The sequence below is a fragment of the Variovorax sp. J22R115 genome (genome assembly GCF_030317005.1).
Lineage (GTDB): Bacteria > Pseudomonadota > Gammaproteobacteria > Burkholderiales > Burkholderiaceae_C > Variovorax.
In genome coordinates, this window is sequence record NZ_JASZYM010000006.1 from 294,914 (window position 1) to 316,923 (window position 22,010).

The 22,010-nt window shown below is 66.2% G+C and carries 23 protein-coding genes and 1 pseudogene; 14 read left to right on the forward strand and 10 right to left on the reverse strand.

The genetic code is table 11. The features are described from left to right. Positions 1 to 2 precede the first annotated feature (2 nt). The 8 genes from QTI04_RS13130 (at position 3) to QTI04_RS13165 (ending at position 7,588) form a co-directional block, all read left to right on the forward strand. Positions 3 to 2,051 (forward strand): FUSC family protein, encoded by a 2,049-nt coding sequence (locus tag QTI04_RS13130; protein ID WP_286616058.1) that lies wholly within the window; start codon positions 3 to 5, stop codon positions 2,049 to 2,051. Continuing rightward, entirely contained in the window at positions 2,048 to 2,278 is a 231-nt protein-coding gene (locus tag QTI04_RS13135; RefSeq protein WP_286573299.1) for a DUF1656 domain-containing protein, read from the forward strand. The genes QTI04_RS13130 and QTI04_RS13135 overlap by 4 nt, the downstream gene beginning before the upstream one ends. Beyond that, complete coding sequence (locus tag QTI04_RS13140) at positions 2,173 to 3,189, forward strand: HlyD family secretion protein (RefSeq protein ID WP_336621887.1); 1,017 nt, start codon at positions 2,173 to 2,175, stop codon at positions 3,187 to 3,189. Before QTI04_RS13135 ends, QTI04_RS13140 begins: the two co-directional genes overlap by 106 nt. Beyond that, the gene (locus QTI04_RS13145; protein WP_286616059.1) at positions 3,186 to 4,622 is read left to right on the forward strand and encodes an efflux transporter outer membrane subunit; all 1,437 of its coding nucleotides are present in this window, start codon (positions 3,186 to 3,188) and stop codon (positions 4,620 to 4,622) included. The genes QTI04_RS13140 and QTI04_RS13145 overlap by 4 nt, the downstream gene beginning before the upstream one ends. A 174-nt stretch (positions 4,623 to 4,796) precedes the next feature. Next, entirely contained in the window at positions 4,797 to 5,174 is a 378-nt protein-coding gene (locus QTI04_RS13150) for a helicase SNF2 (protein WP_286573296.1), read from the forward strand. 45 nt (positions 5,175 to 5,219) lie between these two features. Continuing rightward, positions 5,220 to 6,023 (forward strand): SDR family oxidoreductase, encoded by an 804-nt coding sequence (locus QTI04_RS13155; protein ID WP_286616060.1) that lies wholly within the window; start codon positions 5,220 to 5,222, stop codon positions 6,021 to 6,023. A 27-nt stretch (positions 6,024 to 6,050) separates the two neighbouring features. Continuing rightward, positions 6,051 to 6,821, forward strand: coding sequence for an alpha/beta fold hydrolase (locus QTI04_RS13160; protein ID WP_286616061.1), 771 nt, complete (start codon positions 6,051 to 6,053; stop codon positions 6,819 to 6,821). 17 nt (positions 6,822 to 6,838) lie between these two features. Next, positions 6,839 to 7,588 carry a gamma-glutamylcyclotransferase gene (locus QTI04_RS13165; protein ID WP_286573292.1) on the forward strand — a complete coding sequence of 250 codons (750 nt, stop codon included), beginning with the start codon at positions 6,839 to 6,841 and terminating at the stop codon, positions 7,586 to 7,588. Here QTI04_RS13165 and QTI04_RS13170 read toward each other — a convergent pair. Together QTI04_RS13170 and QTI04_RS13175 are read right to left on the reverse strand one after the other, a co-directional pair. Then, positions 7,533 to 8,447 (reverse strand): LysR family transcriptional regulator, encoded by a 915-nt coding sequence (locus tag QTI04_RS13170; RefSeq protein ID WP_286573290.1) that lies wholly within the window; start codon positions 8,445 to 8,447, stop codon positions 7,533 to 7,535. The genes QTI04_RS13165 and QTI04_RS13170 overlap by 56 nt on opposite strands. Positions 8,448 to 8,501: 54 nt before the next feature. Next, complete coding sequence (locus QTI04_RS13175; protein WP_286616062.1) at positions 8,502 to 8,963, reverse strand: MaoC family dehydratase; 462 nt, start codon at positions 8,961 to 8,963, stop codon at positions 8,502 to 8,504. Between the two features lie 237 nt (positions 8,964 to 9,200). Between QTI04_RS13175 and QTI04_RS13180 the strand changes: the two genes are divergently transcribed. Both QTI04_RS13180 and QTI04_RS13185 read left to right on the forward strand, forming a co-directional pair. Continuing rightward, positions 9,201 to 9,410 carry a hypothetical protein gene (locus QTI04_RS13180; protein WP_286616063.1) on the forward strand — a complete coding sequence of 70 codons (210 nt, stop codon included), beginning with the start codon at positions 9,201 to 9,203 and terminating at the stop codon, positions 9,408 to 9,410. A gap of 51 nt (positions 9,411 to 9,461) precedes the next feature. After that, complete coding sequence (locus QTI04_RS13185) at positions 9,462 to 10,040, forward strand: GNAT family N-acetyltransferase (RefSeq protein ID WP_286616064.1); 579 nt, start codon at positions 9,462 to 9,464, stop codon at positions 10,038 to 10,040. Positions 10,041 to 10,046: 6 nt separating this feature from the next. Here QTI04_RS13185 and QTI04_RS13190 read toward each other — a convergent pair whose 3' ends face one another. Next, positions 10,047 to 10,670 (reverse strand): DJ-1/PfpI family protein, encoded by a 624-nt coding sequence (locus QTI04_RS13190; protein ID WP_286616065.1) that lies wholly within the window; start codon positions 10,668 to 10,670, stop codon positions 10,047 to 10,049. An 89-nt stretch (positions 10,671 to 10,759) separates the two neighbouring features. Here QTI04_RS13190 and QTI04_RS13195 point away from each other — a divergent pair, with 89 nt between their 5' ends. Continuing rightward, complete coding sequence (locus QTI04_RS13195; RefSeq protein ID WP_286616066.1) at positions 10,760 to 12,091, forward strand: PLP-dependent aminotransferase family protein; 1,332 nt, start codon at positions 10,760 to 10,762, stop codon at positions 12,089 to 12,091. A 37-nt stretch (positions 12,092 to 12,128) separates the two neighbouring features. Here the strand turns inward: QTI04_RS13195 and QTI04_RS13200 are convergent, their stop codons facing one another. After that, a complete protein-coding gene (locus tag QTI04_RS13200) occupies positions 12,129 to 13,439 on the reverse strand; it encodes an epoxide hydrolase family protein (protein ID WP_286616067.1) in 1,311 nt (436 codons plus the stop codon). A 263-nt stretch (positions 13,440 to 13,702) separates the two neighbouring features. Here QTI04_RS13200 and QTI04_RS13205 point away from each other — a divergent pair, with 263 nt between their 5' ends. Beyond that, entirely contained in the window at positions 13,703 to 14,110 is a 408-nt protein-coding gene (locus tag QTI04_RS13205) for a hypothetical protein (RefSeq protein ID WP_286616068.1), read from the forward strand. A gap of 32 nt (positions 14,111 to 14,142) precedes the next feature. Beyond that, positions 14,143 to 14,412 (forward strand): hypothetical protein, encoded by a 270-nt coding sequence (locus tag QTI04_RS13210; RefSeq protein WP_286616069.1) that lies wholly within the window; start codon positions 14,143 to 14,145, stop codon positions 14,410 to 14,412. 30 nt (positions 14,413 to 14,442) lie between these two features. Here QTI04_RS13210 and QTI04_RS13215 read toward each other — a convergent pair whose 3' ends face one another. The 5 genes from QTI04_RS13215 to QTI04_RS13235 form a co-directional block, all read right to left on the reverse strand. Further along, a complete protein-coding gene (locus QTI04_RS13215; RefSeq protein ID WP_286616070.1) occupies positions 14,443 to 15,714 on the reverse strand; it encodes a serine hydrolase in 1,272 nt (423 codons plus the stop codon). Positions 15,715 to 15,716: 2 nt separating this feature from the next. Continuing rightward, entirely contained in the window at positions 15,717 to 16,505 is a 789-nt protein-coding gene (locus tag QTI04_RS13220) for an enoyl-CoA hydratase-related protein (RefSeq protein ID WP_286616071.1), read from the reverse strand. 1,371 nt (positions 16,506 to 17,876) lie between these two features. Then, positions 17,877 to 18,596, reverse strand: a complete 720-nt coding sequence (locus tag QTI04_RS13225; RefSeq protein ID WP_286616072.1) for a Crp/Fnr family transcriptional regulator — start codon at positions 18,594 to 18,596, stop codon at positions 17,877 to 17,879. A 333-nt stretch (positions 18,597 to 18,929) separates the two neighbouring features. Next, positions 18,930 to 19,364 carry a hypothetical protein gene (locus tag QTI04_RS13230; protein ID WP_286616073.1) on the reverse strand — a complete coding sequence of 145 codons (435 nt, stop codon included), beginning with the start codon at positions 19,362 to 19,364 and terminating at the stop codon, positions 18,930 to 18,932. A 262-nt stretch (positions 19,365 to 19,626) separates the two neighbouring features. After that, entirely contained in the window at positions 19,627 to 19,905 is a 279-nt protein-coding gene (locus tag QTI04_RS13235; protein WP_286616074.1) for a hypothetical protein, read from the reverse strand. A gap of 495 nt (positions 19,906 to 20,400) precedes the next feature. On the opposite strand from QTI04_RS13235, the pseudogene QTI04_RS13240 reads away from it, so the two are divergent. After that, positions 20,401 to 20,556: pseudogene (locus tag QTI04_RS13240) on the forward strand (hypothetical protein); the annotation flags it as partial. 113 nt (positions 20,557 to 20,669) lie between these two features. Here QTI04_RS13240 and QTI04_RS13245 read toward each other — a convergent pair. After that, positions 20,670 to 21,854, reverse strand: coding sequence for an acetyl-CoA C-acyltransferase family protein (locus QTI04_RS13245; protein ID WP_286616075.1), 1,185 nt, complete (start codon positions 21,852 to 21,854; stop codon positions 20,670 to 20,672). Between the last annotated feature and the right edge of the window lie 156 nt (positions 21,855 to 22,010).

Sequence of the window (22,010 nt, forward strand, 5' to 3'; positions counted from 1 at the left end):
CCATGAGTCCCATCCACAAGCGCAGCGTCATCTATGCGAGCAAGACCGCGGCGGCCACGCTGGCCGCCATGCTGTCGGCGCTCTGGCTGAACCTGCCGCATCCCGGCTGGGCGGGCCTGACGGTGTTTCTCACCAGCCAACAACTGGGGGCCGTGTCCGGCTCCGTCGTCTCGCGTTCCGTGTACCGGGTAGTGGGCACCGCGCTTGCGGCGGCCGGCATTCTCCTGTTCATCCCCATCATCAATGCGGCGCCGGAAATGCTCCTGGCGGGCATTGCGACCTGGGTCGCGCTGCTGCTCTATGTCTCGCTGCTGGACCGCAGCCCAAGCAGCTATGTGTTCCTGCTGGCCGCCTATACCTTGCCGCTCATCGGGCTGTCGTCTGCCAACTCGCCGTTGTCGGCTTTCGATACGGCGCTGTGGCGCGTCGAGGAAGTGGCCCTGGGTGCTGCCGTGTCGGTCGCGGTGCACACCGTCTTCGCGCCGCGCGAAGTCAAGCCGCTGATGGTCGCGAGGCTGAGTGCCACGCTCGCCGACGCCAAGCACTGGATCCTGCAAGGCCTGGGTGCCACGCCCACGGACGAGCGCGCGCAACAGGCACGCACACGCCTGGCCGCCGACCTGACCGAAGCGCGCACCCTGGCCGCCGTATTGCGCTTCGAGCCCGGTATCGGCGCGCGGGACATGGGCGTGGTGATTTCGCTGGAGGAACGCGCGCTCGCCTTGCTGCCGCTCTTGGCCGGCGTAGAAGAACGGCTCGCCGCCACCCGCTCCGCAGACCCCGCGTTGGCCGTGAAGATCGACCAGCACCTGGATGCCGTGCGGCGCCATCTCGAACAGCCGCGCGACAACGGCGACGCCGCCCGACTGGCCGACAGCGGGCGCACCCTGGTCGACATCGGGCGCACCCACCTGCCGGACAGCGAGCTGCTGGCCCTGGGCGCCATGGAACGCCTGGCCGAACTGCTGCGGACCTGGGACGAATGCTTGGCCCTCATGCACCAGCTGGAAAATCCCGCGAAGGCGCCCGACGCAACCATCCAGCGCCTGATGGCCGTCGCCTCGCCCCGCGTGCTGCACATCGACCACGGGCTGGCGGCCCTGTCCGGCCTGTCAGCCGCTGTGGCCGTGCTCTGTGCCGGCGCGCTGTGCTGGGCGCTGGGTTGGGACCAGGGCGCCATCACCGTGGGCCTGGCCGCGGTGGGCAGTTGCCTGTTCGCCTTCCTGGACGATCCGCGCCCCTTCCTGCGCCTGATGATGATGGCCACCGGGCTGGCCGTGCCGGTGGCTGCGCTGTACGTGTTCGCGATCCTTCCCGCGGTCGACGGCTACCTGGCGCTCGCCATGGTGCTGGCGCCCCTGCTGTTCACCAGCGCCTTCTTTCTTTCCATTCCCAAGTGGACGGTCCCGGCGCTGGGCTTCACACTGGTGGTCGTCACGTTGATCTCGGTGCAGCCGGTCCAGGCAGGCGACTTCTCGAGCTTCATTGCGACCGCCATGGGGTCGCTGCTCGGCACCACCATTGCGCTGACGGTCACCTCGCTCGTCCGGGTGATCGCCGCAGCCACCGGAGTCCGCCGACTGATGCATGCGGTGTGGCACGACCTGGCCGACATCGCGGACGGCCAGCGCAGCGTGACGCGCGCGGCATGGGCCAGCCGCATGATGGATCGCATGGGCTTGTTGCTGCCGCGCATGGCCGCGGCCCAGGGGCCCATGCGCGCCCGGGCCGAACATGCGCTGGACGACCTGCGCCTGGGCGTGAACATGTTGGATCTGCGCGAGACGGCGCTGCAGGTGGCACCCCAGCCGCGCGCAGCCATCGACGCGGCCCTGCTGCAGCTTGCAGCGCACTTCCGCCAACGGCTGGCCCAACCCGACGCCGCGCCGGGCGCGGCCATAGCCCGGTCGATCAACCAGGTGATCGCCGATCTGAACGACATCGACCCAGGCCCTCATCGCTCGCAGGGGCTTGCCGCAGCCACGGGCCTAAGGCTGGCCTTGCTCGCGCCGGCCGCTGCCGCCGCTGGCGCCCACGGAGACAACTCATGATCACCGACCTCAACCTCTTCGGCCTGTTTATCAGCGCGGGCCTGGCGACCGCGCTGCTCGCGGCATCCGCCCTGGCCGTCGTGGCTCGCGTGATGGCCGCCACGGGTGCGTACCGGTGGGTGTGGCACCCGCCGCTTTTCAACCTCGCGCTCTTCGGCGTGCTCTGGCTGGCATTGGCCATGGTCGCCGCGCACTTCCAGAACGACCTGGCCTTTCTGTTGGGATGAACATCATGGCAATACCTGCAAAGAAGATTATGAGAATGGGCGTCACAGCCGCGGTTGTCGCGGCCGGCGCCTGGGCGAGCCACGCGCTGTGGCAGCACTACCGTGAAGCACCCTGGACGCGCGATGGTCGGGTGCGGGCCGAGGTGGTGCAAGTCGCGCCTGACGTGTCGGGCATCGTCGAGCGCATCGCCGTGCGTGACAACCAGGAAGTGCACAAGGGCGACCTGCTTTTCTCGGTCGATCCGGTTCGCCCGAAGATCGCCTTGGCCCAGGCCGAGGCAATGGTCCGGGGCCTGAAGTCTCAGATTGCGCAGGCACAGCGCGAGAACCGCCGCAACCGCGACCTGGGCGAGCTGGTGCCGGCCGAAGCCAGCGAGCAGAGCGCGCAAAAGCTCGAACAGCTCAACGCATCCCTCGCGCAGGCCGCGGCCGCCGTCGACAACGCGCGGGTCAACGTCGCGCGCACGCAGGTCGTGGCGCCTGTGGACGGCTGGGTCACCAACCTCGACTTGCGCCCCGGCACGTATGCCACCACCGGGCGCCCTGCGCTGGCCTTGATCGACAAGGATTCGATCCACGTCGTGGGCTACTTCGAAGAGACCAAGATTGCCCGCGTCCACGCGGGCGACCCGGTGCGCGTACGGCTCATCGGCGAGCCCAAGGCGCTGACCGGCCATGTCGAGGGCATTGCGGCCGGCATAGAAGACCGCGAACGCAGCCCGAGCTCGAACCTGCTGGCCAACGTGAACCCCACCTTCAACTGGGTACGGCTGGCGCAGCGCATTCCCGTCCGCGTGCGGCTGGACACGCTGCCCGACGACCGGCGCCTGATCATGGGCCGCACCGCGACGGTTGACGTGGTGGACGCTGGCCGGGGCCACGCGAGCGTGCGCGAAGGAGTGCAGCCATGAAAGCCCGCCTCTGGCTTGGGATGGCCGCTGCCGCACTGCTGGCCGCGTGTGCCAGCCTGGTGCCGCCGGTGGCGCCCCTGCCTGCCGACGCCGCCGTCAACAAGCCGGCCGCGCAGGCCGGCTTCATCGATGCGGATCACGCGAACGTCGCGCAAGACCCCGTGCCCAACGATTGGTGGCGGCTGTACGACAGCCCCACCCTCGACAGCCTGGTGCAGCAAGCCCTGGCGGCGAACACGGACCTGCGCGTGGCCGCGGCGAACCTGCGCAAGGCCAACGCGGCGCTCGACCTGGCAGGCGCCGCCCAGGAGCCCACCACCACCCTCAGCAGCAATGTGGGCTTCGGGCGGCGCTCCGCACAGGAAGAGCTGCATCCCGGCAACCCGCTGCCCAGCAAGTGGGTCTATGGCGCGGGCTTCGGCGTGTCCTACCAACTCGACCTGTTCGGGCAGATCCAGCGCAGCGTCGAGGCGGCGCAGGCCGACGTGGGGGCCGCCACGGGCGCACGCGACTCGGTGCGGGTGACCGTGGTGGCCGAAACCACGCGCGCCTACCTGGAGATGTGCTCCGCCGGCCGCGAGATCCGCATCGCGCAAGGCCAGGTGGACCTGCAGGCCCAGAGCACGCAGCTGACCCGCCGGCTCGCCGCCAACGGGCGCGCCGCTTCGGTGGACGTGGAACGCTCCAAAACGCAGGAGGAGCAGGTGCGCGCCAGCATTCCCACGCTGCAGGCACAACGGCGGGTGGCCTGGGTGCGCCTGGCCACGCTCACCGGCAGGGCGCCGCAGGAACTGCCCAGGCAGTTGGAAGACTGCGCGCAGGAGCCGCTGCTGCGCCAGCCCCTTCCCGTGGGCGACGGCGCCAGCCTGCTCAAGCGCCGGCCGGACATCCGGCGCGCCGAGTTTGAGGTCCTGTCGGCCGCCGACCGAATCGGCGTGGCTAAGGCCGACCTGTACCCCAAGGTGGCGCTGGGCGCTTCGGTGTCATCCGTCGGCACGGTGGCGCATGCCTTCCGCGACGACAGCCTCAAGTTCTCGCTGGGCCCGCTCATCACCTGGGAGTTCCCGGATCGGGCACGGGCGCATTCCCGCGTCCGCTCGGCCGAGGCCGACCGCGAGGCCGCGCTGGCGCGTTTCGACGGCATCGTGCTGGCTGCATTGAAGGAAACGGAAAGCGCACTGGAGGTCTATGCACGCGACCAGGAGCGGCGCGCGATCTTGCAGGCCGCCCGGGCGCAGGCCCAAGCGGCTGCCAAGGACACCCAGCGCCTCTTCGATGCGGGCCGCGTGGGCTACCTGCCGGTGCTCGATGCGCTTCGCACCCTGAGCCAGGTGGAGCAGAGCCTGGCGGCCGCGGAGAGCCGCGTGGCCGCCGACCAGGTCAACCTGTTCCTCGCCCTGGGCGGCGGATGGGCCAGCGCGCAGCCTGCATAGCGGGGCGCGCCGCGATTGTTGCGATCCCAGCAATGAGGTACTGACGGATAGAAGGTTTTTCTTTACGGGTCGCCGCCACAAACTTCATCGCACAGGGTAGTCATTCATTCATTGCTCTGTCTTGCACCCGTTACTCGACTCAACCACTCACTCACACCATTGAAGGAAACCGAAATGCAAAGCTCGAAATTCATCGCCGCCGCCGCCCTCTCGCTTCTCGCCGCGGTGGGTGCCCATGCCGAATCGTATGAAGGCGTGACGCCCCCGGTGTCGGCCAACTCGCGCGCCGCCGTGCGTGCAGAGGCCGTGATTGCCGCGTACAGCGACAACCCCTATGCCGAAGGTGCCTCGTCGCACGTCACGGCCTTGCCCTCCTCATCGGCTGACCGCAGCGAGGTGCGTCGCACGGCAGTGGCGGCGGCCCATGGCCCGGACCACTACTCCGACAGCTACGGCCAAGGCGTGGTCGCTGTCTCGCGCGGCTTCGTCGATCGCGCCTCGGCGCGTGCCGACGCGCGCACCGCCGCCCGTTCGCCCCAGGATCCGTTCTGACACGCGCGCGCCGGGTCCGACCCTCACATCTGCAGGAGAACTCATATGCAAACGATCGACAAGTCCCGTCATGTTGCCTTGGTCACGGGTGCGTCCAGCGGCATCGGTGCCATCTACGCCGACAGGCTGGCCCGTCGCGGCTTCGACCTGATCCTGGTGGCGCGCAGCGAGGCCAAGCTCAAGACGCTGGCTGCTCGCCTGCAGGCCGAAACCGGCCGCAGCATTGAAGTGCTGGCGGCCGACCTGACGGCCAAGGAAGGCGTGCTGCGCGTGGAGAAGCAGTTGGCGTCCGACGAGCGCATCGAACTGCTGGTGAACAACGCCGGCATCGGCGCCACCCGCCCCCTGGTCGACTCCGACGCCGACAGCCTGGAAGACATGATCCAGCTGAACGTGACCTCCCTCACGCGCTTGACCCGGGCGGTCGCTCCCGGCCTGGCACGCCGCGGCAAGGGCGCCATTATCAACATCGCCTCCGTCGTGGCGCTGGCACCGGAGCTGCTCAACGGCGTCTACGGTGGCACCAAGGCCTTCGTCCTGGCCTTCACCCAGTCGCTCCAGCATGAACTGGCGCCGCAAGGCATCCAGGTGCAGGCCGTGTTGCCGGGCGCCACCCGCACCGATTTCTGGGAAGTCTCCGGCAAGCCGGTGGACGAGCTGCCCGGCGAGATCGTGATGAGCGCCGAGGACATGGTCGACGCCGCCCTGGTCGGCTTCGACCGGAAGGAACTGGTGACCATTCCAGCCCTGCCGGACGCTGGCGACTGGGACCGCCTCGAAGCGGCGCGCCAGGCCCTGGGCCCCAACCTCTCGCGGGCCAGCGCGGCGCAGCGCTATCAGGCCGCCTGAGCACTCCCACCCCGAAGGAGAAATGCCATGAAAACCATGATCTACAGCGCCATGCTCGCCGCCCTGGCGATCAACGTCGGCGTGAAGGCGCACGCCGCCGAGCCCCGTCCCCAACCGCCAACGGTCGTGGTGGTCCATGGCGCCTTCGACGACGGCTCGTCGTGGAACAAGGTCACGGCCCTGCTGCAGGCCAAGGGCCTGAAGGTGGTGTCGGTGCAGAACCCGCTCACCTCCCTGGTCGACGACGTGGCAGCCACCTGGCGCGCCCTGGACGATGTGCCGGGACCGGTGGTGCTGGTGGGCCACTCCTGGGGCGGCGCCGTCATCTCAGAGGTGGGCGGCGATGCCCGCGTGAAGTCACTGGTCTATGTGGCGGCCTTTGCGCCCTCGGAAGGCCAATCGGTGGCTGACCTAGGCAAGGGCTATCCCCAGCCGCCCGGCGCGGACTTCATCACCAAGGACAACGCCGGCTACCTGCGCCTGAACGCCGAGGGCATGCGCAAGCACTTTGCCCAGGATCTGCCCCCCGGCACCGTTCGTTCCATGACGCTGTCCCAGGGTCCGATCAGCGCCGGCAGCTTCGACGAGAAGGTCGTGACCGCCGCCTGGCGGACCAGGCCCTCGTGGTACGTGCTGACGGAGCACGACCACATGATCGACCCGGGCCTGCAGAAGGCCATGGCGGAGAAGATCTCGGCCCACATCGTCAGCGTGCCGACGTCGCATGTTCCCCAGCTGGCCAGGCCGGCACAGGTCGCCAACGCGATCGCCGCGGCTGCCGCGGGTGCTGCCGAGTAAGAGCAACCGGGATCCACATGGACGACATCCAGTTTCCCCGCGGCGCCGAGCATGAGCTGACGCGCCAGCGCCTGGCCGCGGGCTCGCTCATCGAGGAAATGCGCGCCGACCCGCCGTCTGGCGTGCGCTTTCGCACCGACGCGGAGATGGAGGAATCGCTGCAGGCCATCCTGCGCGACCACGATCCTTCGCAGGACCTGCATGTGTTCGGCTACGGCTCGCTCATGTGGAACCCTGCGATGGACGCGGCCCACGCCAGTCTGGTACACGTGCAGGGTTGGCATCGCAGCTTCTGCCTGCGCAGCTTTCTGGGGCGCGGCTCGCCGCAGGCCCCGGGTGCCATGCTCGGGCTGGACAACGGCGGCGCATGCCGCGGGCTGTTGTTCCGCATCGAAGCCGCCAAGGTTCCGGCGGAACTGAAGCTGCTGTGGCGCCGCGAGATGTTCCCCGGCGCCTACGACGCCCGGTGGATCCAGGTGCGTGGCGCACCCGGTGCCCACCGCGCCCTCACCTTCGTGGTGAACCGGCGCCACGAGCGCTACATCGGCAGGCATCCGGTGGCTGAAGTCGCCCGGCTGATCCGCACGGGCCACGGCTCTTTGGGCACTTCGCTGGCTTACTTCGATGCGACCATCGACGCGCTCTCGCGCTTCGGCATCCGCGATGCCGGCATGGAACGCCTGCGCGTCGAGCTGGCACGCACCGGGGCGCTCAACTCAGGCGCAGGCTTTCATGCCGGTCGAACAGCGCAATGGTCCAGTCGATGAACACGCGGACCTTGGCGCTCAGGTAGCGGTTGGGCGCGTACAGCACGTTCACCGCAATGTCCGGCGTCTTCCACTCTTCCAGCAGCGAAACGAGCGTACCCGCCTTCAGGGCATCGCTCACGGCATAGCTGGGCGCCTGGATGAAGCCCAGGCCCGCCACGCCGGCCGCGACATAGGAGTTGGTGTCGTTCACCACCAGCCTGTGTTCCAGCGTGATATCGGCTGCTGAGCCATCGCCGTTCGAAAAGCGGAAGTCCATCGCTCGTCCCGTGCGCGCCGAAACCATGCCGACTGTCGGGCAAGTGCGCAGCTCCTCCGGTGTCGCCGGTGCCCTGCATGCCTTCAAGAAGGCGGGGGAGGTGCAGGTGGTGAAGCGAAACAGGCCGATCCGCCGGGTCACCATCTGCTGCTCGACCACCTCGCCGGCGCGAATGGCGCAGTCCACGCCTTCGGCCACCACATCCGTGCGCCGGTTGCTCACGCCCAGCTCGACCTCCACATCCGGATACTGCCGATAGAAGTCGGCCAGGGCGGGGACGATAACCATCGAGCCGATGGCCGCCGGCGCCTCGACGCGCACCTTGCCCACGGGCTTGCCCTGGGACATGCGCGTAGACGATTCGATGTCCGCCAGGTCGGCCAGCAGGCGCACCACCCGCTCGTAGTAGCTGGCACCTTCGGGCGTGACGGTGACCGAGCGCGTGGTGCGGTGCAGCAGCCGCACCTTCAGGTCTTCCTCCAGCCCCTGGATCAGCCGGGTGACCGTGGCGTTGGGCACGTCCAGCGTGTCGGCTGCCTTGGTGAAGGTCCCAGCCTCCACTACGCGGACGAAGGCATTCATCGCGGTGATGCGGTCCATGCTGGCGGCTCCTCCGGTGTGATGCGGAGGGCCATGATAGAGCCGGCGCGCGGGTCAGGCTTGAGCCGAAGTGCGCCGAGTGGCCATCAACTTGGCGGTCGTGATCTGCACCACCTCGCCGCGTTGATTGAGCGTCTTGGAACGCAGCACCGCAACGCCGCGGTCCAGGCGGGAGCGGGAGGGAATCAATTCCACGATCTCGCTCTCGACATGCAGCACGTCTCCGGGACGGGCGGGTGTCTTCCATTCGACCTCTCCGCCCGCACCGATGATGCCGTTAGCCAAGCGGGGGCCGCCGGTCACCAGCAGGCGCATGGTGATGGCGGCCGTGTGCCAGCCGCTGGCGGCCAGCCCGCCAAAGATCGTTGCGCGTGCCGCCTCGTCGTCGAGGTGGAAAGGCTGCGGGTCGAACTCGCTAGCAAAACGCTTGATGTCCTCGGCCTTCAGCTCATGGGTGCCGCTGCGGAACTGGTCACCGATGTGGAGGTCGTCGAAGAAGAGAGGTTGCTGGCTCATACGCCCATCCTTGTTGAAGCTGAAAAGCTGCCGGGGAACGGTACAACTTTAGGAAGCTTCGGGCGAAGCGCAAAGGCGGCCAGGCGCAAAAGCGCATTGCAGTTTCGTCAACAACGCGTTCCGCCATCCCGGCCGATTCTTGCAATCGCCGCAATGGCGCCTTGTCGTGGATCGCCTTTTTCCAAGGCGGCCCCAGGACTAGATTGAAGGCATCGCAGCGCCATTGGAGTCGCCACCATGAGTCCCACCAGCCACATCGATTCCCGCGGAGCCTTCGAGCTCCGCTTCCAGTCCCTGTTTCACCTCGGACGGGGATTTGCCTTCCCCTGCGATGCGCATGGCTTGGTGGATATGTCCACCCTGTCGGAACGTGGGCGCAACAACTACCTGTTGGCACGGGCCATGGTGGGGCGCGAGTTCGCGCAGCCCAGCGTGAGCGCCACCTAAATCCGAAGCCAGGAGACCGTCATGCCCCATTCGCCCAGCCTCGCATCGAGCGTGGCACTCCAGCTCCTGTCACTGCCTGCCGATCCGGCGGCAACGACGCCCTGGCACGACCTGCATCTGCTCGTCGATGGCATGCCCGTCCACCTGCGACTGATCGAGCCGGGCGACCTGGAACGCGAAATCGAGTTCGTCGCGGGCCTGTCGCCGCGCACCGGCTACCAGCGGCTCATGTCCGCCAGGAAGCCCACCCTCGCGGAACTGCAACGCTGGACCGCGATCGATCGGGAACATGAAGGCGCGGTGGTGGCCACAGCCATCGTCGACGACCGCGAGCAGCAGATCGCCGTGGCGCGCTATGTCATCGACGGACCGGACGGCCAAGCGGATTTCGCCATGGTCATCACCGACGCGTGGCAGGGCAAGGGACTGGGGGCGCACCTGCTGTTGGCGCTGGTCGACCTTGCCAGGCTTTCCGGTGTCTGGCGCCTGGTGGGCACAACCCTCTCCGAAAACCGCAAGATGCTGAACTTGGCGCGCCGCCTGGGCTTTCGCCCCCGCCGGCAGGCAGGCTCGGCGATCATCACCGAGCTCACGATGGATCTGAACGCCGCGCCCGAGCTCGTCCATTGAGCGCGCTCAGGCCAGGCGCGCCACTCGTTCTTCCTCGAGGTACGGCGAGATGTTCGCCATGGCGCGCGCCACGTACGCTTCCTTCTCTCCCACCGGGGCCACGTAGTCGATGGCGTAGCGTGCCGCCTCCACGCCCGCCAGGCGCGCGATGAACCACGCCGCCATGTAGTGCGCCGAGAGGCAACCGCCGGCGGTGGCGATGTTCTCCTTGGCGAAGAAGGGCTGGTTCAGCACCGGCACCCCGGCTTCTTCCACCCAGGGCTTGGTCGTGACATCGGTGCAGGCCGGTACATCGGCCAGCCAGCCCAGCTTGGCGAGGATCAGCGCGCCCGAGCATTGCGCGCCCAGCAGTTGCCGCGTGGGGTCGAACTGCAGTTGCGACATCAGCGAGCGGTCGGCCACCACGTCCCGGGTCTTGATGCCGCTGCCCACCAGCACCGCGTCGGCCTCGCACGCATCCTTTAGCGAGGCATGGGTGTCGATGACCAGCCCGTTCATCGAACGCAGCCTGGGCGTGGGGCCGGCAATCGATACCCGCCAGTCGGGCCGCTTGATCCGGTTCAGGATGTTGAACGCGATCAGGGAATCGAGTTCATTGAAGCCGTCGAAGGTCAGGATGGAGATGTGCATGGCGTCCTCGCGGGGGTGAAAGCGTTGTGTGCTGACATGGTAGGGTCGACAATCAATACACTCAAATAATTGTCATGGATACATAGCCCATGCCCCAGGCGCGCTACAAGGAACTGGTCGACCGGCTCGCGGGCGACATTCGCGCGGGCCGCTTGCGGCCGGGAACTGCGCTGCCGACCCATCGCAAGCTCGCGGCGCGCGAAGGCATTGCGCTGGTCACCGCCACCCGCGTCTATGCGGAACTGCAGGCCATGGGCCTGGTCAGCGGAGAAACCGGGCGCGGCACCTTCGTCAAGGAGGCCTTGCCTCGGGGCGAAGGCATCGACCTGCACGCCGTGAGCGCGGACATGGTGGACCTGAGCTTCAACTACCCCGCCCTGCCCGACCAGGCAGGCCTGCTCAGGGCGGCTTTGCGGCAACTGGCGGCCACGGGCGACCTCGAGTCGCTGCTGCGCTACCAGCCCCACGGCGGGCGCGAGCATGAGCGCGCGACGGTGGCACGGCACCTGGCCAGCTGCCGCATCCCGGCCTCGCCCGACACGGTGCTGCTGGTGAGCGGCGCGACCCATGGGCTGGCGACTACCGCCATGGCCCTGTTCGAGCCTGGCGACGTGATTGCCGCCGACGCACTGACCTATCCGGGCTTCAAGCTGGTGGCAGAAACCCAGCGGCTGGAACTCGTGCCCATTCCCTCGGCCGGAAATGGCCCGGACCTGCAGGCGCTGGCAGGCCTGTGCAAGCGGCGGCGCGTGCGCGGCGTCTACACCATGCCCACGCTGCACAACCCGCTCGGCTGGGTCATGGGCGCGGCACGACGGCGGGAACTGGTCGCCATCGCGCGGCAGCACGGCTTGATCCTGATCGAGGATGCGGCCTATGCCTTCCTCGCCACGGAAGCGCCGCCGCCCCTGGCCGCCCTGGCGCCCGAGTGCACGGTCTACGTCAGCGGCTTGTCCAAGAGCGTGGCCACCGGCCTTCGCGTGGGCTTTGTCTGCGCCCCGCAGGAACGGGTTCACAAGATCCGGGGCGCCATCCGCGCGACGACCTGGAACACGCCAGCGGCCATGACGGCCATCGCCTGCGGCTGGCTGGAGGATGGCACCGTGGCCCGCCTCGAAGACGAGAAGCGGCGCGACGCGGCAGCGCGCCAGGGCGTCGCCGACCAGGCGCTGGGCCGCCTGAAGAAGGTCGGCCATCCTAATTCCTACTTCCTCTGGCTGCCACTGGCCCATGAGGTGCGGGCCGATGCCGTCGCGAAGGCGCTGCTGCGCGAGGGCATCTCGGTATCGACGGCGGCCCCCTTCTCCACAGCCGCCCAGGTGCCCCACGCCATCCGCCTGGCGCTTGGCTCCGTCGACCTGGACAAGCTCAGGCAGTCCCTGCAGACGGTGGCACGCGTGATTGGCGACCACACCTTCTGACAAGGGACTGCCCGGCGCGGCCCGGCGACGCGTGCGGCTAGTGCTGCGCGCGCAGCGGCCGGAACGCAGCGCGCAGTTCTTGCGCGAACAGCTGCGGCTCTTCCCAGGCAGCGAAGTGGCCGCCCTTCTCCACCTCGTGGAAGTAGCTGAGATTCGGGTAGGCGCGCTGTGCCCAGCTCCTGGGCGCCTGATAGATCTCGCCGGGGAACACGGTCACGCCCACCGGCACCTTGATCTCCCGCGTTCTCTGCTCCACCACATTGAAATTGTTGTTGTTGTTCTCCCAGTAGAGCTGCGCCGACGAGGTCGCGCTGTTGGTGAGCCAGTACAGCGTGATGTCGTCCAGCATGTCGTCGCGGCTGAGCGAACGCTCGGGCACGCCGCCGCTGAAGGTCCAGTCGGCGAACTTGTCATAGAACCACGCGGCCTGGCCCACCGGCGAATCCGCCAGACTGTAGCCCAGGGTCTGCGGGCGCGTGACCATCACGCCGGCGTAGCCGCCGCCTCGGGTGTACAGGCGGTTCATCGAGTCGTAGGCCGCCTTTTCCTTTGCGGACAATTCAGCCGGCGCCGGCCCGCCCGTCTTGAGTGCGGCGGCCACGTCTGCAGGCACCGTGGCGGGCATGTTGACGTGAATGCCCAGCAGGCCCTTGGGCGCCTGCCTGCCCTGCGCCTGCGCCACCACCGACCCCCAGTCGCCGCCCTGCGCCACGTACTGCGTGTAGCCCAGGCGTTGCATCAGCACGTCCCACGCGCGGGCCATGCGCTCGGGTCCCCAGCCGGTGTCGGTGGGCTGCTCGGAAAAGCCATAGCCCGGCATGGACGGAATGACCACGTCGAAGGCGTCTTCCGCGCGGCCGCCGAACGCGGTGGGATCGGTCAGAGGACCGATCACCTTGAGCAGCTCAAACACCGAGCCCGGCCAGCCGTGCGTGATGATCAGTGGCATGGCATTGGGATGCCTGGAGCGCACGTGGATGAAGTGGATGTCCAGCCCGTCGATGCGCGTGACGAACTGCGGCTGCGCGTTCAGCCGCGCCTCGGCCATTCGCCAGTCGTATATGGTGCTCCAGTAGCCCACCAGTTCCTGCAGCTTGTCCAGCTGCACGCCCTGCGAGCGGTCCGAGACCGTCTCCTTGTGCGGCCATCGGATCCTCTCCAGGCGCTGTCGCAGCGCGGCCAGTTCGGCTTCTGGAACCTGCACCTTGAAGGGGCGCACGCTGAGGTCGGGAGCGGCGTCCGTCGGCGCCGCCAGCAGCGGCAGGGTTGCGGCAAGGCTTGCGAATGCCAGCGTGGTGCTGGCCAGGGTGCGCCGTGGCAGGGTTCGCCAGGCAATGTTGAACAACATGGAACTCTCCTTCGGTTGGAACATGAACCGACCAACGCCCACCGCCAGTCGATGGACGAAGTCTGGGCAGCCGAAGGCCTGGCGTCGTCCGACTGGAGCCGCACGGATCTCTCGAACCGAAGTCGCACAAGGTGTTCGCGACTATTCCAGAAGCGGGAAAGGCGGTTTGCGCAAATGCGGCTTTTTCTATCGCGGTCCCCCACCTAAAGTGGATCCACGGGCCTGCAAGACGCAGCCCTCCACCCATTAGACGGAGAACCACCATGCATCCACTACGCAAGCTGCGCGAAGCCGGCAGCTCGACACCCGCCCAGGTAAGCGCACTGCTTGCCGACAACGTCGTCTTCAACAGCCCCATACTGGCCCGCTCGATCGCGGGGCGTGAAGCCGTGTCGGCCATCTTCGCCCAGTCCAGCTCCACGCGCGGCAGCGGCACCTACACCTCCGAGCTCAAGATCGATGAGCGAACCACCTTCCTGCGCTGGGAAGGGAGCATCGAGGGCCGCAAGCTCGAGAGCCTGGAAGTCATCGTGGACAACGAGCAAGGGCTGATCGTGGAACGAACCATTGCCATGCGGCCGTATCCCGCAGTGAAGCTGTTCCGCGATGCCATGTACGCATCGCTCAAGGACAAGCTGCCGCCCGATGTCTGGGACTACCCGGCGCAGTAGCGCGGGATCGTCATCTTTCGAGGTGCTTCAGCATGACCAGCGATCTCTACGGTCTGACCCGGCTGCTGCCGGGCCAGAAACTGCGCCTGTCCATCGACAAGGGCTTTTCACTGGTGGCCGAGCAAGGCACGGTGAGCGTGGTGTCGCCGCCCACCTGGTTCGGCGACACGGTCTTCACCAATCGCTCTGTGCTCTTCGAAGGCGAGGCCTATGTGGCCGAGGACGACGGATGGATCGAGGTGTGCGCCATCTCGCCGGCGCGCGTGCACGCGCTGCCGCGCACTCGCACGCCTTTTTCCTGAGCACGGGGAGCCGCGCGCGCTTGGCGCCCATCAAGCCAGGGCGTCCGCAATGGCTTGGTAAAGCGGCAGCGAGATGTGATCGTTTGCCAGGTTGGAAGCGGTCGGCATCGATGCAAATCGCGCAATCACGACTTCGGCCTTGGGGTCGATGTAGAGCGCCTGTCCGTAGATGCCGCGCGCCGTGATGGCACCGCTGGCGTTGTTCGTCATCCACCACTGGTTGCGATAGGACCACTCCTTCAGGGAAGCGAACGCACCCGCGGCAAAGACCGCCTTCTCTTGTGCGCTGGCAGGCTGGAACAGGGCATCGCACACCTGCGGGTCGAACACCCTTTGTCCCATCAGGCTGCCGCGACAGCGCAGCAGCTCTCCCACCCGGGCCATGTCCCGCAGGGCGCAACTGAAGCCCACGCCGGCGACTGCAGCGCCCACGCTGTCCACGTTGAAATAGGCATCGTGCTCCGCACCCATGGGCGCCCAGACACGCTCGCTCAAGAGCTGCGACAGCGGCTTGCCACTGGCGCGCACCACAATCCAGGCCAGCACGTCCGACAGCGGCGTGATGTACACGAAGGCCTTGCCATGCTCGCCGTTGCGCTGCATGGCATTGGGAAGGTAGTCGGCCAGGTGCGTCGGCCCGGTGTAGTCGGCCGAACGTTCGCGCAGGCCGGACGGCACCCCGTAGGACCGGATCTCGGCCGCAGGGTCCGCATAGTTCTCGGACCACCTGGCGGCGATCGTCATGTCGAGGATGTTGCGCACGGTCGCGTCGCCGAAGGTCTCGCAGTCCAGCTCCGGTACGTAGCGGGTGACCCTGGCCCTGTCGTCGATCAGGCCTTGCACGATGAGATCGACCGCCAGCATGCCGACCATCGATTTGGTGACGGAGAAGCACAGGTGGGGCTGGTCCGGGCCGCCCTCGCCCCGATATTCCTCGAACACGATCGAACCGTTGTGCAGCACGACGAGTCCGTCCAGATACGTTGCTTCGAGGGCCTCGGGGAAACGCATGTCCGCGCCGGTCAACGTCCTGATGCGGACGCCGGAAAGATCGCGTTCGTTTCGAGGCAGCGGCGCCGCCGCGCCCGTACCGCGGGAGACGCGCTGGGTGGGCGCGAGTTCCCGCCAGTGGCTGGCGCTCCAGCGCAGTTGGGGAAATTCGAGCGCGTTGGAAAGCACGACGCGCTTGTCCTCGGGAGGCGGCGAGCCGCGCATCAGCCCGTTCGCGCGCGGATCGGTTTCAGATGCCGTGCCGACGGTTTCCGCGTTGGCGACCGGCAAGGGGGTGGATTCTTGCGCCATGGCTATCGAACGAACACCGGCGCACGCTTCTCCTTGAACGCGGCCCGGGCCTCGATGTGATCGGCGCTGCGCAGCGCGACACGCTGGAACTCCAGTTCGGCCTGCATCTGCTCTGCAAGCCCGTTGCGCAGGCCGCGCGCAATCAATTGCTTGATCATGGCCGGCCCCCGGCTCGGACCATCCTTCAACTTGCGCGCCGTCTCCAGCACGGCGTGCTCGAGTTGATCGGGCGGGACGGTCTTCCAGATCATTCCCCAGGCGGCCGCATCGGCGGCGGGCAGCTTTTCTCCCAGCAGCATCAGTCCGGTGGCACGGGCCCGCCCCAAGGCCTGCGGCAGCAGCCAGCTGGAGCCCAGGTCCGGCACCAGGCCGATACTGACGAAGGGCTGAAGGAAGAAGGCCGACTCCGAGGCGATGACGATGTCGCAGCTCAGCGCCAGGCTCATGCCCGAGCCCGCGCAAGGCCCGTTCACCGCGGCGATCGTCGGGATTTCCATCCCGGCAAGCATCCGGAACGGTGGCACGAAGTAGTCGCGCAGGAACTCGTCCGGGTCATTTTCATCCAGCCCGTCGCGCGGCGCCGCAAGGTCGGCGCCGCTGCTGAAGGCGCGGCCCTCGCCCGTCAGCACCAGGCAACGTGCCGGCGACGCGATCACGGCTTTCAATGCGGAACGCAGCTCGACCAGCGACTGCTGGGTGAAGGCATTAAGGCTCTCGGGACGCGCGAGCGTGATCGTCGCGATGCCGTCGTCAATGCGAAGGCGCAAGGTCTCGTAGGGGGTGGTGGTCATGGCGCGGCCTCAGCTCAGATCGCGCACCGGCTTCCATTCGTCCCACTCGGTCGATACCGGTGGTGGGGGATCTGCGGGCGTGCTCTTCTGCGCGCATTCACTGGCGGGAGGGGTGGAACTCATGATTCGCTTCCTTGCTTGTGGGACGTCGTTTCTGACGAAGCAAGTGTGCGATTCGACGGCGTTCGGACTAAGGTCCCGCGGTGAAAAACACCATTTCAGAAATGCGAAGGGCCGCGCGGCGCGCGACCCCGAGGGAAGCAGGCGCGACGCGGCCCCAGCGTTTCTGCATCGCTTTGGGCAGACATGCTTGGCGTAACCCCCATATGAGATCGCGGCGCGGCTGTTAAGCATTCCCCGCAGGGTCAGCGGAATCTTTCTCGCGTCGTCTCCTTCCCCGTCCTATCCGCCGGACTCATGTTCATTTCGCAGCGTTGCGCGCCCGGTTGGGCTTCGATGAAGACAGCGGCCGCCCCCACGCATTCCTGCACTTCGCCCACAGCACACGAGGCCTCATCGTCCCGCCTCACGCAGCGGCCTGTGACGCTTCTGCCCGAACATGCGAGTTCCTGATCAGCCTTCAGACCAGCGCCACGAGATTGAGTCTAGTGACTGGCTGCTGTCGAGCGGATGGCGCGACGCCGACGAAGGGGAAATCCTGGCCCGCGATACGACGGCACCGCAACCACGGTAAGGCTGCATTGGGCACGATGCAGCGGTTCCGTCCTGCCCTCGCCATCGGCTGCTATCGCTGCAGAACGGCATTCCCCGGGCCGCCCTTCGACGGCAATTCCGGGCCCATCTCGGGTCTTTCGACTGGGCGCCCCGAATGTTTGCTCTACTGCCAAGAGCGGTCGTCGACCTTCGCAAGGCTCTTCGACCTACGTGCATTCAATCGGGTACTTCAATTCCTGCAGCAGTCCGATCCGAAACGAACCTCCGCTCCGACGTGCGGAGGCCCACGTGCCTTCCTCGGGCACAACAGCTGGGATGACTGGTTCCGCTCTGAAGCTAAAGTATTCGCGCCTCGTCGTCGACGTCGCTGGTGGCCGACACGATGCTGGCTTCGTCAAGTTTGGGCAGATGGGCCTTCTGCCCGGCAGAGCTCTAGCGCTGCGAACACCCGTATCCGAAGCTGGAGCCCTACGCTTCTACGATTGACGAACTGCCGCCAGGATCTTTGGATCTTTTCCTCTTGGGCGAGGGGAAACCTACTACCAGACCCTCAACAGATCGGGGCCGGTCCTTCGCTGACGCCAGCTCGACGGCTTAAAGGATTGCGCTTATGACCTCGAAAATTTCGCTGCGGCAGGAAAAATCTCTCGCGAGGGTCGATTTAAGAGGCTGACCAGGCCATGCCATCGTGCTGTCCTAGATGGCTATCTTGTCGGGAAGGAGTCTGTCGTATTCCTTCTTCACCACCGCATAGCACTCGCAGGAGCGCCGCTCCAGCCCTTGACGGTCCAGGACCGAGATGTGACCACGCGCATAGCTGATCAGCCCGGCCCTCTGCAGCTTGAGTGCACCTTCGGTGACGCCTTCGCGGCGCACCCTGAGCATGTTGGCGATCAGTTCCTGCGTCATCACGAGTTCATTGCTGCCCTGCAGCCGGTCCAGGCTCAGCAGCAGCCAGCGGCACAGTTGCTGATCCAGCGAGTGGTGCCGGTTGCAGACGGCCGTTTGCGCCATCTGCGTGATCAAGGCCTGGGTGTAGCGCAGCAGCAGGTGAAGGACCGGGGCCCGGTTGAACTCGTCCTTGATCGCCTGTGCTTTGAGCCGGAAGCCATGGCCTGCGCTCTGCACGACGGCACGACTGGGCGTCGACTCTCCGCCCATGAACGGCGAGATTCCGACGATGCCTTCATTGCCGACCACGGCGATCTCCGCGGAGGCACCGTTCTCCATGACGTACAGCAAGGAGACAATGGCAGATGTCGGAAAGTAGACGTGGCTCAGCGTGGTACCCGATTCGTACAGCACCTGGCCCAGCGGCATCTCGACCGCTTCGAGCTGAGGTAGCCACCGCTGCCATTCGGCGTCGGGCAGTGTGCCCAACAGGTGATTCTTTCTCGGTTCAGGTCGAAGGGCCATCGCTTCCTCCGAAATATGAGCCACAGGGATGACCTTGGGCATGCTCGCGCACACCCCGCTTTTCAGTATATGCACTTGAACTGAAATCCGTGTCCGCTACCGCACGAGCCTTGTGGGCAGGCGGGTCCTGACCGCTCGTCTTCCTAGGCCGGCCCACGCTGGCACAACCACGCGCGCCGACTCAGACGTACCACTAAGAGCGCTCACAGGTGGCCAAAGCAATTCTCAATCTTGTGTCTCCTAGAACGCAGCCTTCCCGCTGTGCTGCCTGGATCGGCCCGCGATCCGCGTCGTGATGCGAGGCCAGCCAATGGCTGCGCACGAAGCACGTGCCTATTGCCGAGCGTGTTTCTGCATGTACGCGACGATTGTGTCCATTTCCTGTTCAGTCGGCGTGTTGACGCTCTGCCAGCGGCTGTCCATTTGCATGTGCATGCGCTGGGTCACGCTAGACCATTCCATGGCGGTATGCAGTGTGGGCGTGGGCGCCGCATGGCACTGCGCGCAATAGGCTGAGACCAGCTTTGCGCCTGCGGACTTGCCGTCCGGCAAGGGCGTCGAGACCGCATCGCGCTCGGCGGTGAACTGGCCCAGCGGCACTTGCAGCGTCTCACTTTCTTTCTGGAGTTCTCGCACTTGTGCATCTGATCGAGCGGGCGCTGCACTTTGACTTTGAGCCTGGGCTTGAGCGAAGGCGCCGATTGTTACCGCCAGCGATGCGGCAATCGCCGCAGTTCGCGCAAGAAATATGCAGGCTGTTGCGTTCAAATATGCGCCCCACCACGACGAAAGCACGCGGCGGAGCGTTGAGGTTGGCGGAGGTGTCTGGTGAGGACGGCACGTGCCTGGCTCTGGATGCGTCTTCATCATTGAACTCCCGCGTCAAGCGCTTCATCATGGATGCCCACGTCAACGAGCCGGACAAACGTCCGGGTTAGTGCCCCGTGACGACATCGACACCGCTTTGATTCCGTCACGCCACGGCAATGCGCATGCACCCGGCAGGGGCTTGCAGCTTTGATGAGCTCGTCTATATCGCGTACTGCCCGCTCATCGCTTTCGAGGCTCTCCGAAGCTGAATACAGCGCTCCCGAGCAGCTTTGAGGACCGATTCCACCGACCATGGGGGCGGAGAAGTCGCCGCATCATCCATTGTCTTGCACAGCGGCTCCTCCAGTACCGGTGTCAGACCGCCCACGAGCCTTGCTTCGACCGCCTGCACCACTGCGGCGTGCAAGGCGGTCGGCAGCGTGCGTCCATTCAGAAAATCGCGGACCAGGGATTCAGCGGCAAAGAGGGCGAGAGACATGGCATTGCTCGGAGTGCATGGACTCAGCGTATAGCGAAAAAATGCCAAAGTCTGTGCGATGTCGCACTCACGAGCGTCACGATGCAACGCCTTGACCGGGTACTCCAGGAGATGCTGCGGCAGCAGCCAGGAACAGGACGCGGCATGACGCGAAACCATCTCTGCGAATTTGGCCTGGACAAGGACGAGGCCAATTTCTTGGCCCTATCGCCGCTAAGCGTTCATCGAACGCACGGCGAGTGCCTACCCCGCTCGCACGGCCATCCTCTGCGGTTGGCGTCGTCAGAATTGGGGCGAGACCTTTGAGCAATGCGGCCGCTGACGGACGCACTCATGAGACAGGGCGTCGGTGCCGGCGACACTGTCGCCGTCATGCTGCCCATGGCCTGCAATGTTCGAAGCGCAGTTTGGCCGGCCGACGACGGGCGCCGTGCTGAACACCCTCAACACCCGACTCGATGCCGAGGCGCGAACGCGCTGTAGCGCCATCCCGCAGCGCTGAATGCGTCGGTCGTGGCTAAGCCTGACGCGAAATGGGGCCAAGTCGCCGCCGCGTTAGTCGAACTGCGCAAGGGCCTCAAGGTTACGGGGGCCGAGATGATCGAGCACTGCCGCGCGGAGATGGCACGTTTCAAGGTTCCCAGCAGGTGATCTTCGGCCTTTTGCCCAAGACCCCTACCGGCAAGATCTAGAAAATTCGTTCTGCGTGAGCAGCTGCATTCGGCCTCGGCAATCGTCTGCGGCGATGCACGGCGAGCACGACCCTAGAGGCGTTCGAATATCGCGGCGATGCCTTGGCCACCCCCAATGCACATCGTCACGAGCGCATAACGTCCGCCCGTACGGTGCAGCTCGTAGATGGCCTTGGTCGCGAGGAACGCACCGGAGCAGCCGATGGGATGGCCCAGGGCAATTGCGCCGCCGTTCGGATTTACCTTCTTCATGTCGAACTTCAGCCCGCGCGCCACCGCGATGGCTTGTGCGGCAAAGGCCTCATTGCTTTCGATCACGTCCATCTGGTCGAGCGACATACCGCACTTCTTCAAGGCCAGCCGCGTCGCAGGGATCGGTCCCTCGCCCATGATTTCGTTCGGAACACCGGCCACCGCATACGACACCAGCCGGGCCATCGGCTTGTGGCCAGCCGCTGCTGCCACACTCGCATCGGCGAGGACGAAGAACGCGGCGCCATCGTTGATCCCTGACGCGTTCCCTGCCGTCACCGAGCCGTCCTTCTTGAAGGCCGGCTTCATCTTCGCCAGGGTCTCCATCGAAGTTGTTGCCTTGACATGCTCGTCCGTGTCGAAGGTGACTTCACCCTTGCGGGTTTGCTTGACGATGGGCACGATCTGCGACTTGAAGCGCCCTTCGGCGATGGCGGCTGCTGCGCGTCGATGCGATTCGACGGCAAGCGCGTCCTGCTCTTCGCGAGTGATGCCCCATTTGGCCACCAGGTTTTCAGCCGTGATCCCCATGTGGCCCACGCCGAACGGGTCGGTCAACGTCGCGACCATCATGTCGATCATCGGGGTATCGCCCATTCGCGCTCCCGAACGCATCGAGGCAGACATGTAGCCGCCCCGGCTCATCACTTCCACGCCGCCGCCTACGCCGTAGTCGCAGTCGCCGAGCAGAATGTTCTGCGCGGTGGTCACGATGCCCTGGAGGCCTGACGAGCACAAGCGATTGACGGACATCGCGACCGAATCCACCGGCAGGCCGGCCTGGATCGCTGCGACCCTCGCCACGTAGGCAAAGCGGTTATCGGTCGGAATCGTGTTGCCGACGGTCACGTAGTTGATTGCCTTCGGGTCGACGCCTGAACGCCGGACGGCCTCCTTCATTACGGTTCCCGCCAGTTCGGCGGGCTCCGTGTCTGCCAAGCCACCGCCGAAGGTGCCGATCGCCGAGCGGGCCGCGCCCAGAATCACAACGTCACGTGGGGTCATTTCGTCTCTCTCTTTGGTAGATGTGGCATCACCTTGTAGATGTGGCATCACCTTGTAGACCCGTGCGCCGTACTTGTCGGTGCGCCAGTGCACCGACAGGATGGATGGTGCGGCGCCGCACAGACCATTTCGCTTCGCTCAGCTACAACGCATTGA

Excerpts from the sequence above, each read along its gene's own strand:
- QTI04_RS13165 (WP_286573292.1), top strand. The coding sequence starts at position 6,839 with ATGGACGACATCCAGTTTCCCCGCGGCGCCGAGCATGAGCTGACGCGC.
- QTI04_RS13235 (WP_286616074.1), bottom strand. The coding sequence starts at position 19,905 with ATGTCTCTCGCCCTCTTTGCCGCTGAATCCCTGGTCCGCGATTTTCTG.
- QTI04_RS13175 (WP_286616062.1), bottom strand. The coding sequence starts at position 8,963 with ATGAGCCAGCAACCTCTCTTCTTCGACGACCTCCACATCGGTGACCAG.
- QTI04_RS13210 (WP_286616069.1), top strand. The coding sequence starts at position 14,143 with ATGACCAGCGATCTCTACGGTCTGACCCGGCTGCTGCCGGGCCAGAAA.
- QTI04_RS13200 (WP_286616067.1), bottom strand. The coding sequence starts at position 13,439 with ATGTTGTTCAACATTGCCTGGCGAACCCTGCCACGGCGCACCCTGGCC.
- QTI04_RS13245 (WP_286616075.1), bottom strand. The coding sequence starts at position 21,854 with ATGACCCCACGTGACGTTGTGATTCTGGGCGCGGCCCGCTCGGCGATC.
- QTI04_RS13145 (WP_286616059.1), top strand. The coding sequence starts at position 3,186 with ATGAAAGCCCGCCTCTGGCTTGGGATGGCCGCTGCCGCACTGCTGGCC.
- QTI04_RS13155 (WP_286616060.1), top strand. The coding sequence starts at position 5,220 with ATGCAAACGATCGACAAGTCCCGTCATGTTGCCTTGGTCACGGGTGCG.
- QTI04_RS13215 (WP_286616070.1), bottom strand. The coding sequence starts at position 15,714 with ATGGCGCAAGAATCCACCCCCTTGCCGGTCGCCAACGCGGAAACCGTC.
- QTI04_RS13190 (WP_286616065.1), bottom strand. The coding sequence starts at position 10,670 with ATGCACATCTCCATCCTGACCTTCGACGGCTTCAATGAACTCGATTCC.
- QTI04_RS13135 (WP_286573299.1), top strand. The coding sequence starts at position 2,048 with ATGATCACCGACCTCAACCTCTTCGGCCTGTTTATCAGCGCGGGCCTG.
- QTI04_RS13225 (WP_286616072.1), bottom strand. The coding sequence starts at position 18,596 with ATGGCCCTTCGACCTGAACCGAGAAAGAATCACCTGTTGGGCACACTG.
- QTI04_RS13170 (WP_286573290.1), bottom strand. The coding sequence starts at position 8,447 with ATGGACCGCATCACCGCGATGAATGCCTTCGTCCGCGTAGTGGAGGCT.
- QTI04_RS13180 (WP_286616063.1), top strand. The coding sequence starts at position 9,201 with ATGAGTCCCACCAGCCACATCGATTCCCGCGGAGCCTTCGAGCTCCGC.
- QTI04_RS13160 (WP_286616061.1), top strand. The coding sequence starts at position 6,051 with ATGAAAACCATGATCTACAGCGCCATGCTCGCCGCCCTGGCGATCAAC.
- QTI04_RS13130 (WP_286616058.1), top strand. The coding sequence starts at position 3 with ATGAGTCCCATCCACAAGCGCAGCGTCATCTATGCGAGCAAGACCGCG.
- QTI04_RS13195 (WP_286616066.1), top strand. The coding sequence starts at position 10,760 with ATGCCCCAGGCGCGCTACAAGGAACTGGTCGACCGGCTCGCGGGCGAC.
- QTI04_RS13150 (WP_286573296.1), top strand. The coding sequence starts at position 4,797 with ATGCAAAGCTCGAAATTCATCGCCGCCGCCGCCCTCTCGCTTCTCGCC.
- QTI04_RS13205 (WP_286616068.1), top strand. The coding sequence starts at position 13,703 with ATGCATCCACTACGCAAGCTGCGCGAAGCCGGCAGCTCGACACCCGCC.
- QTI04_RS13220 (WP_286616071.1), bottom strand. The coding sequence starts at position 16,505 with ATGACCACCACCCCCTACGAGACCTTGCGCCTTCGCATTGACGACGGC.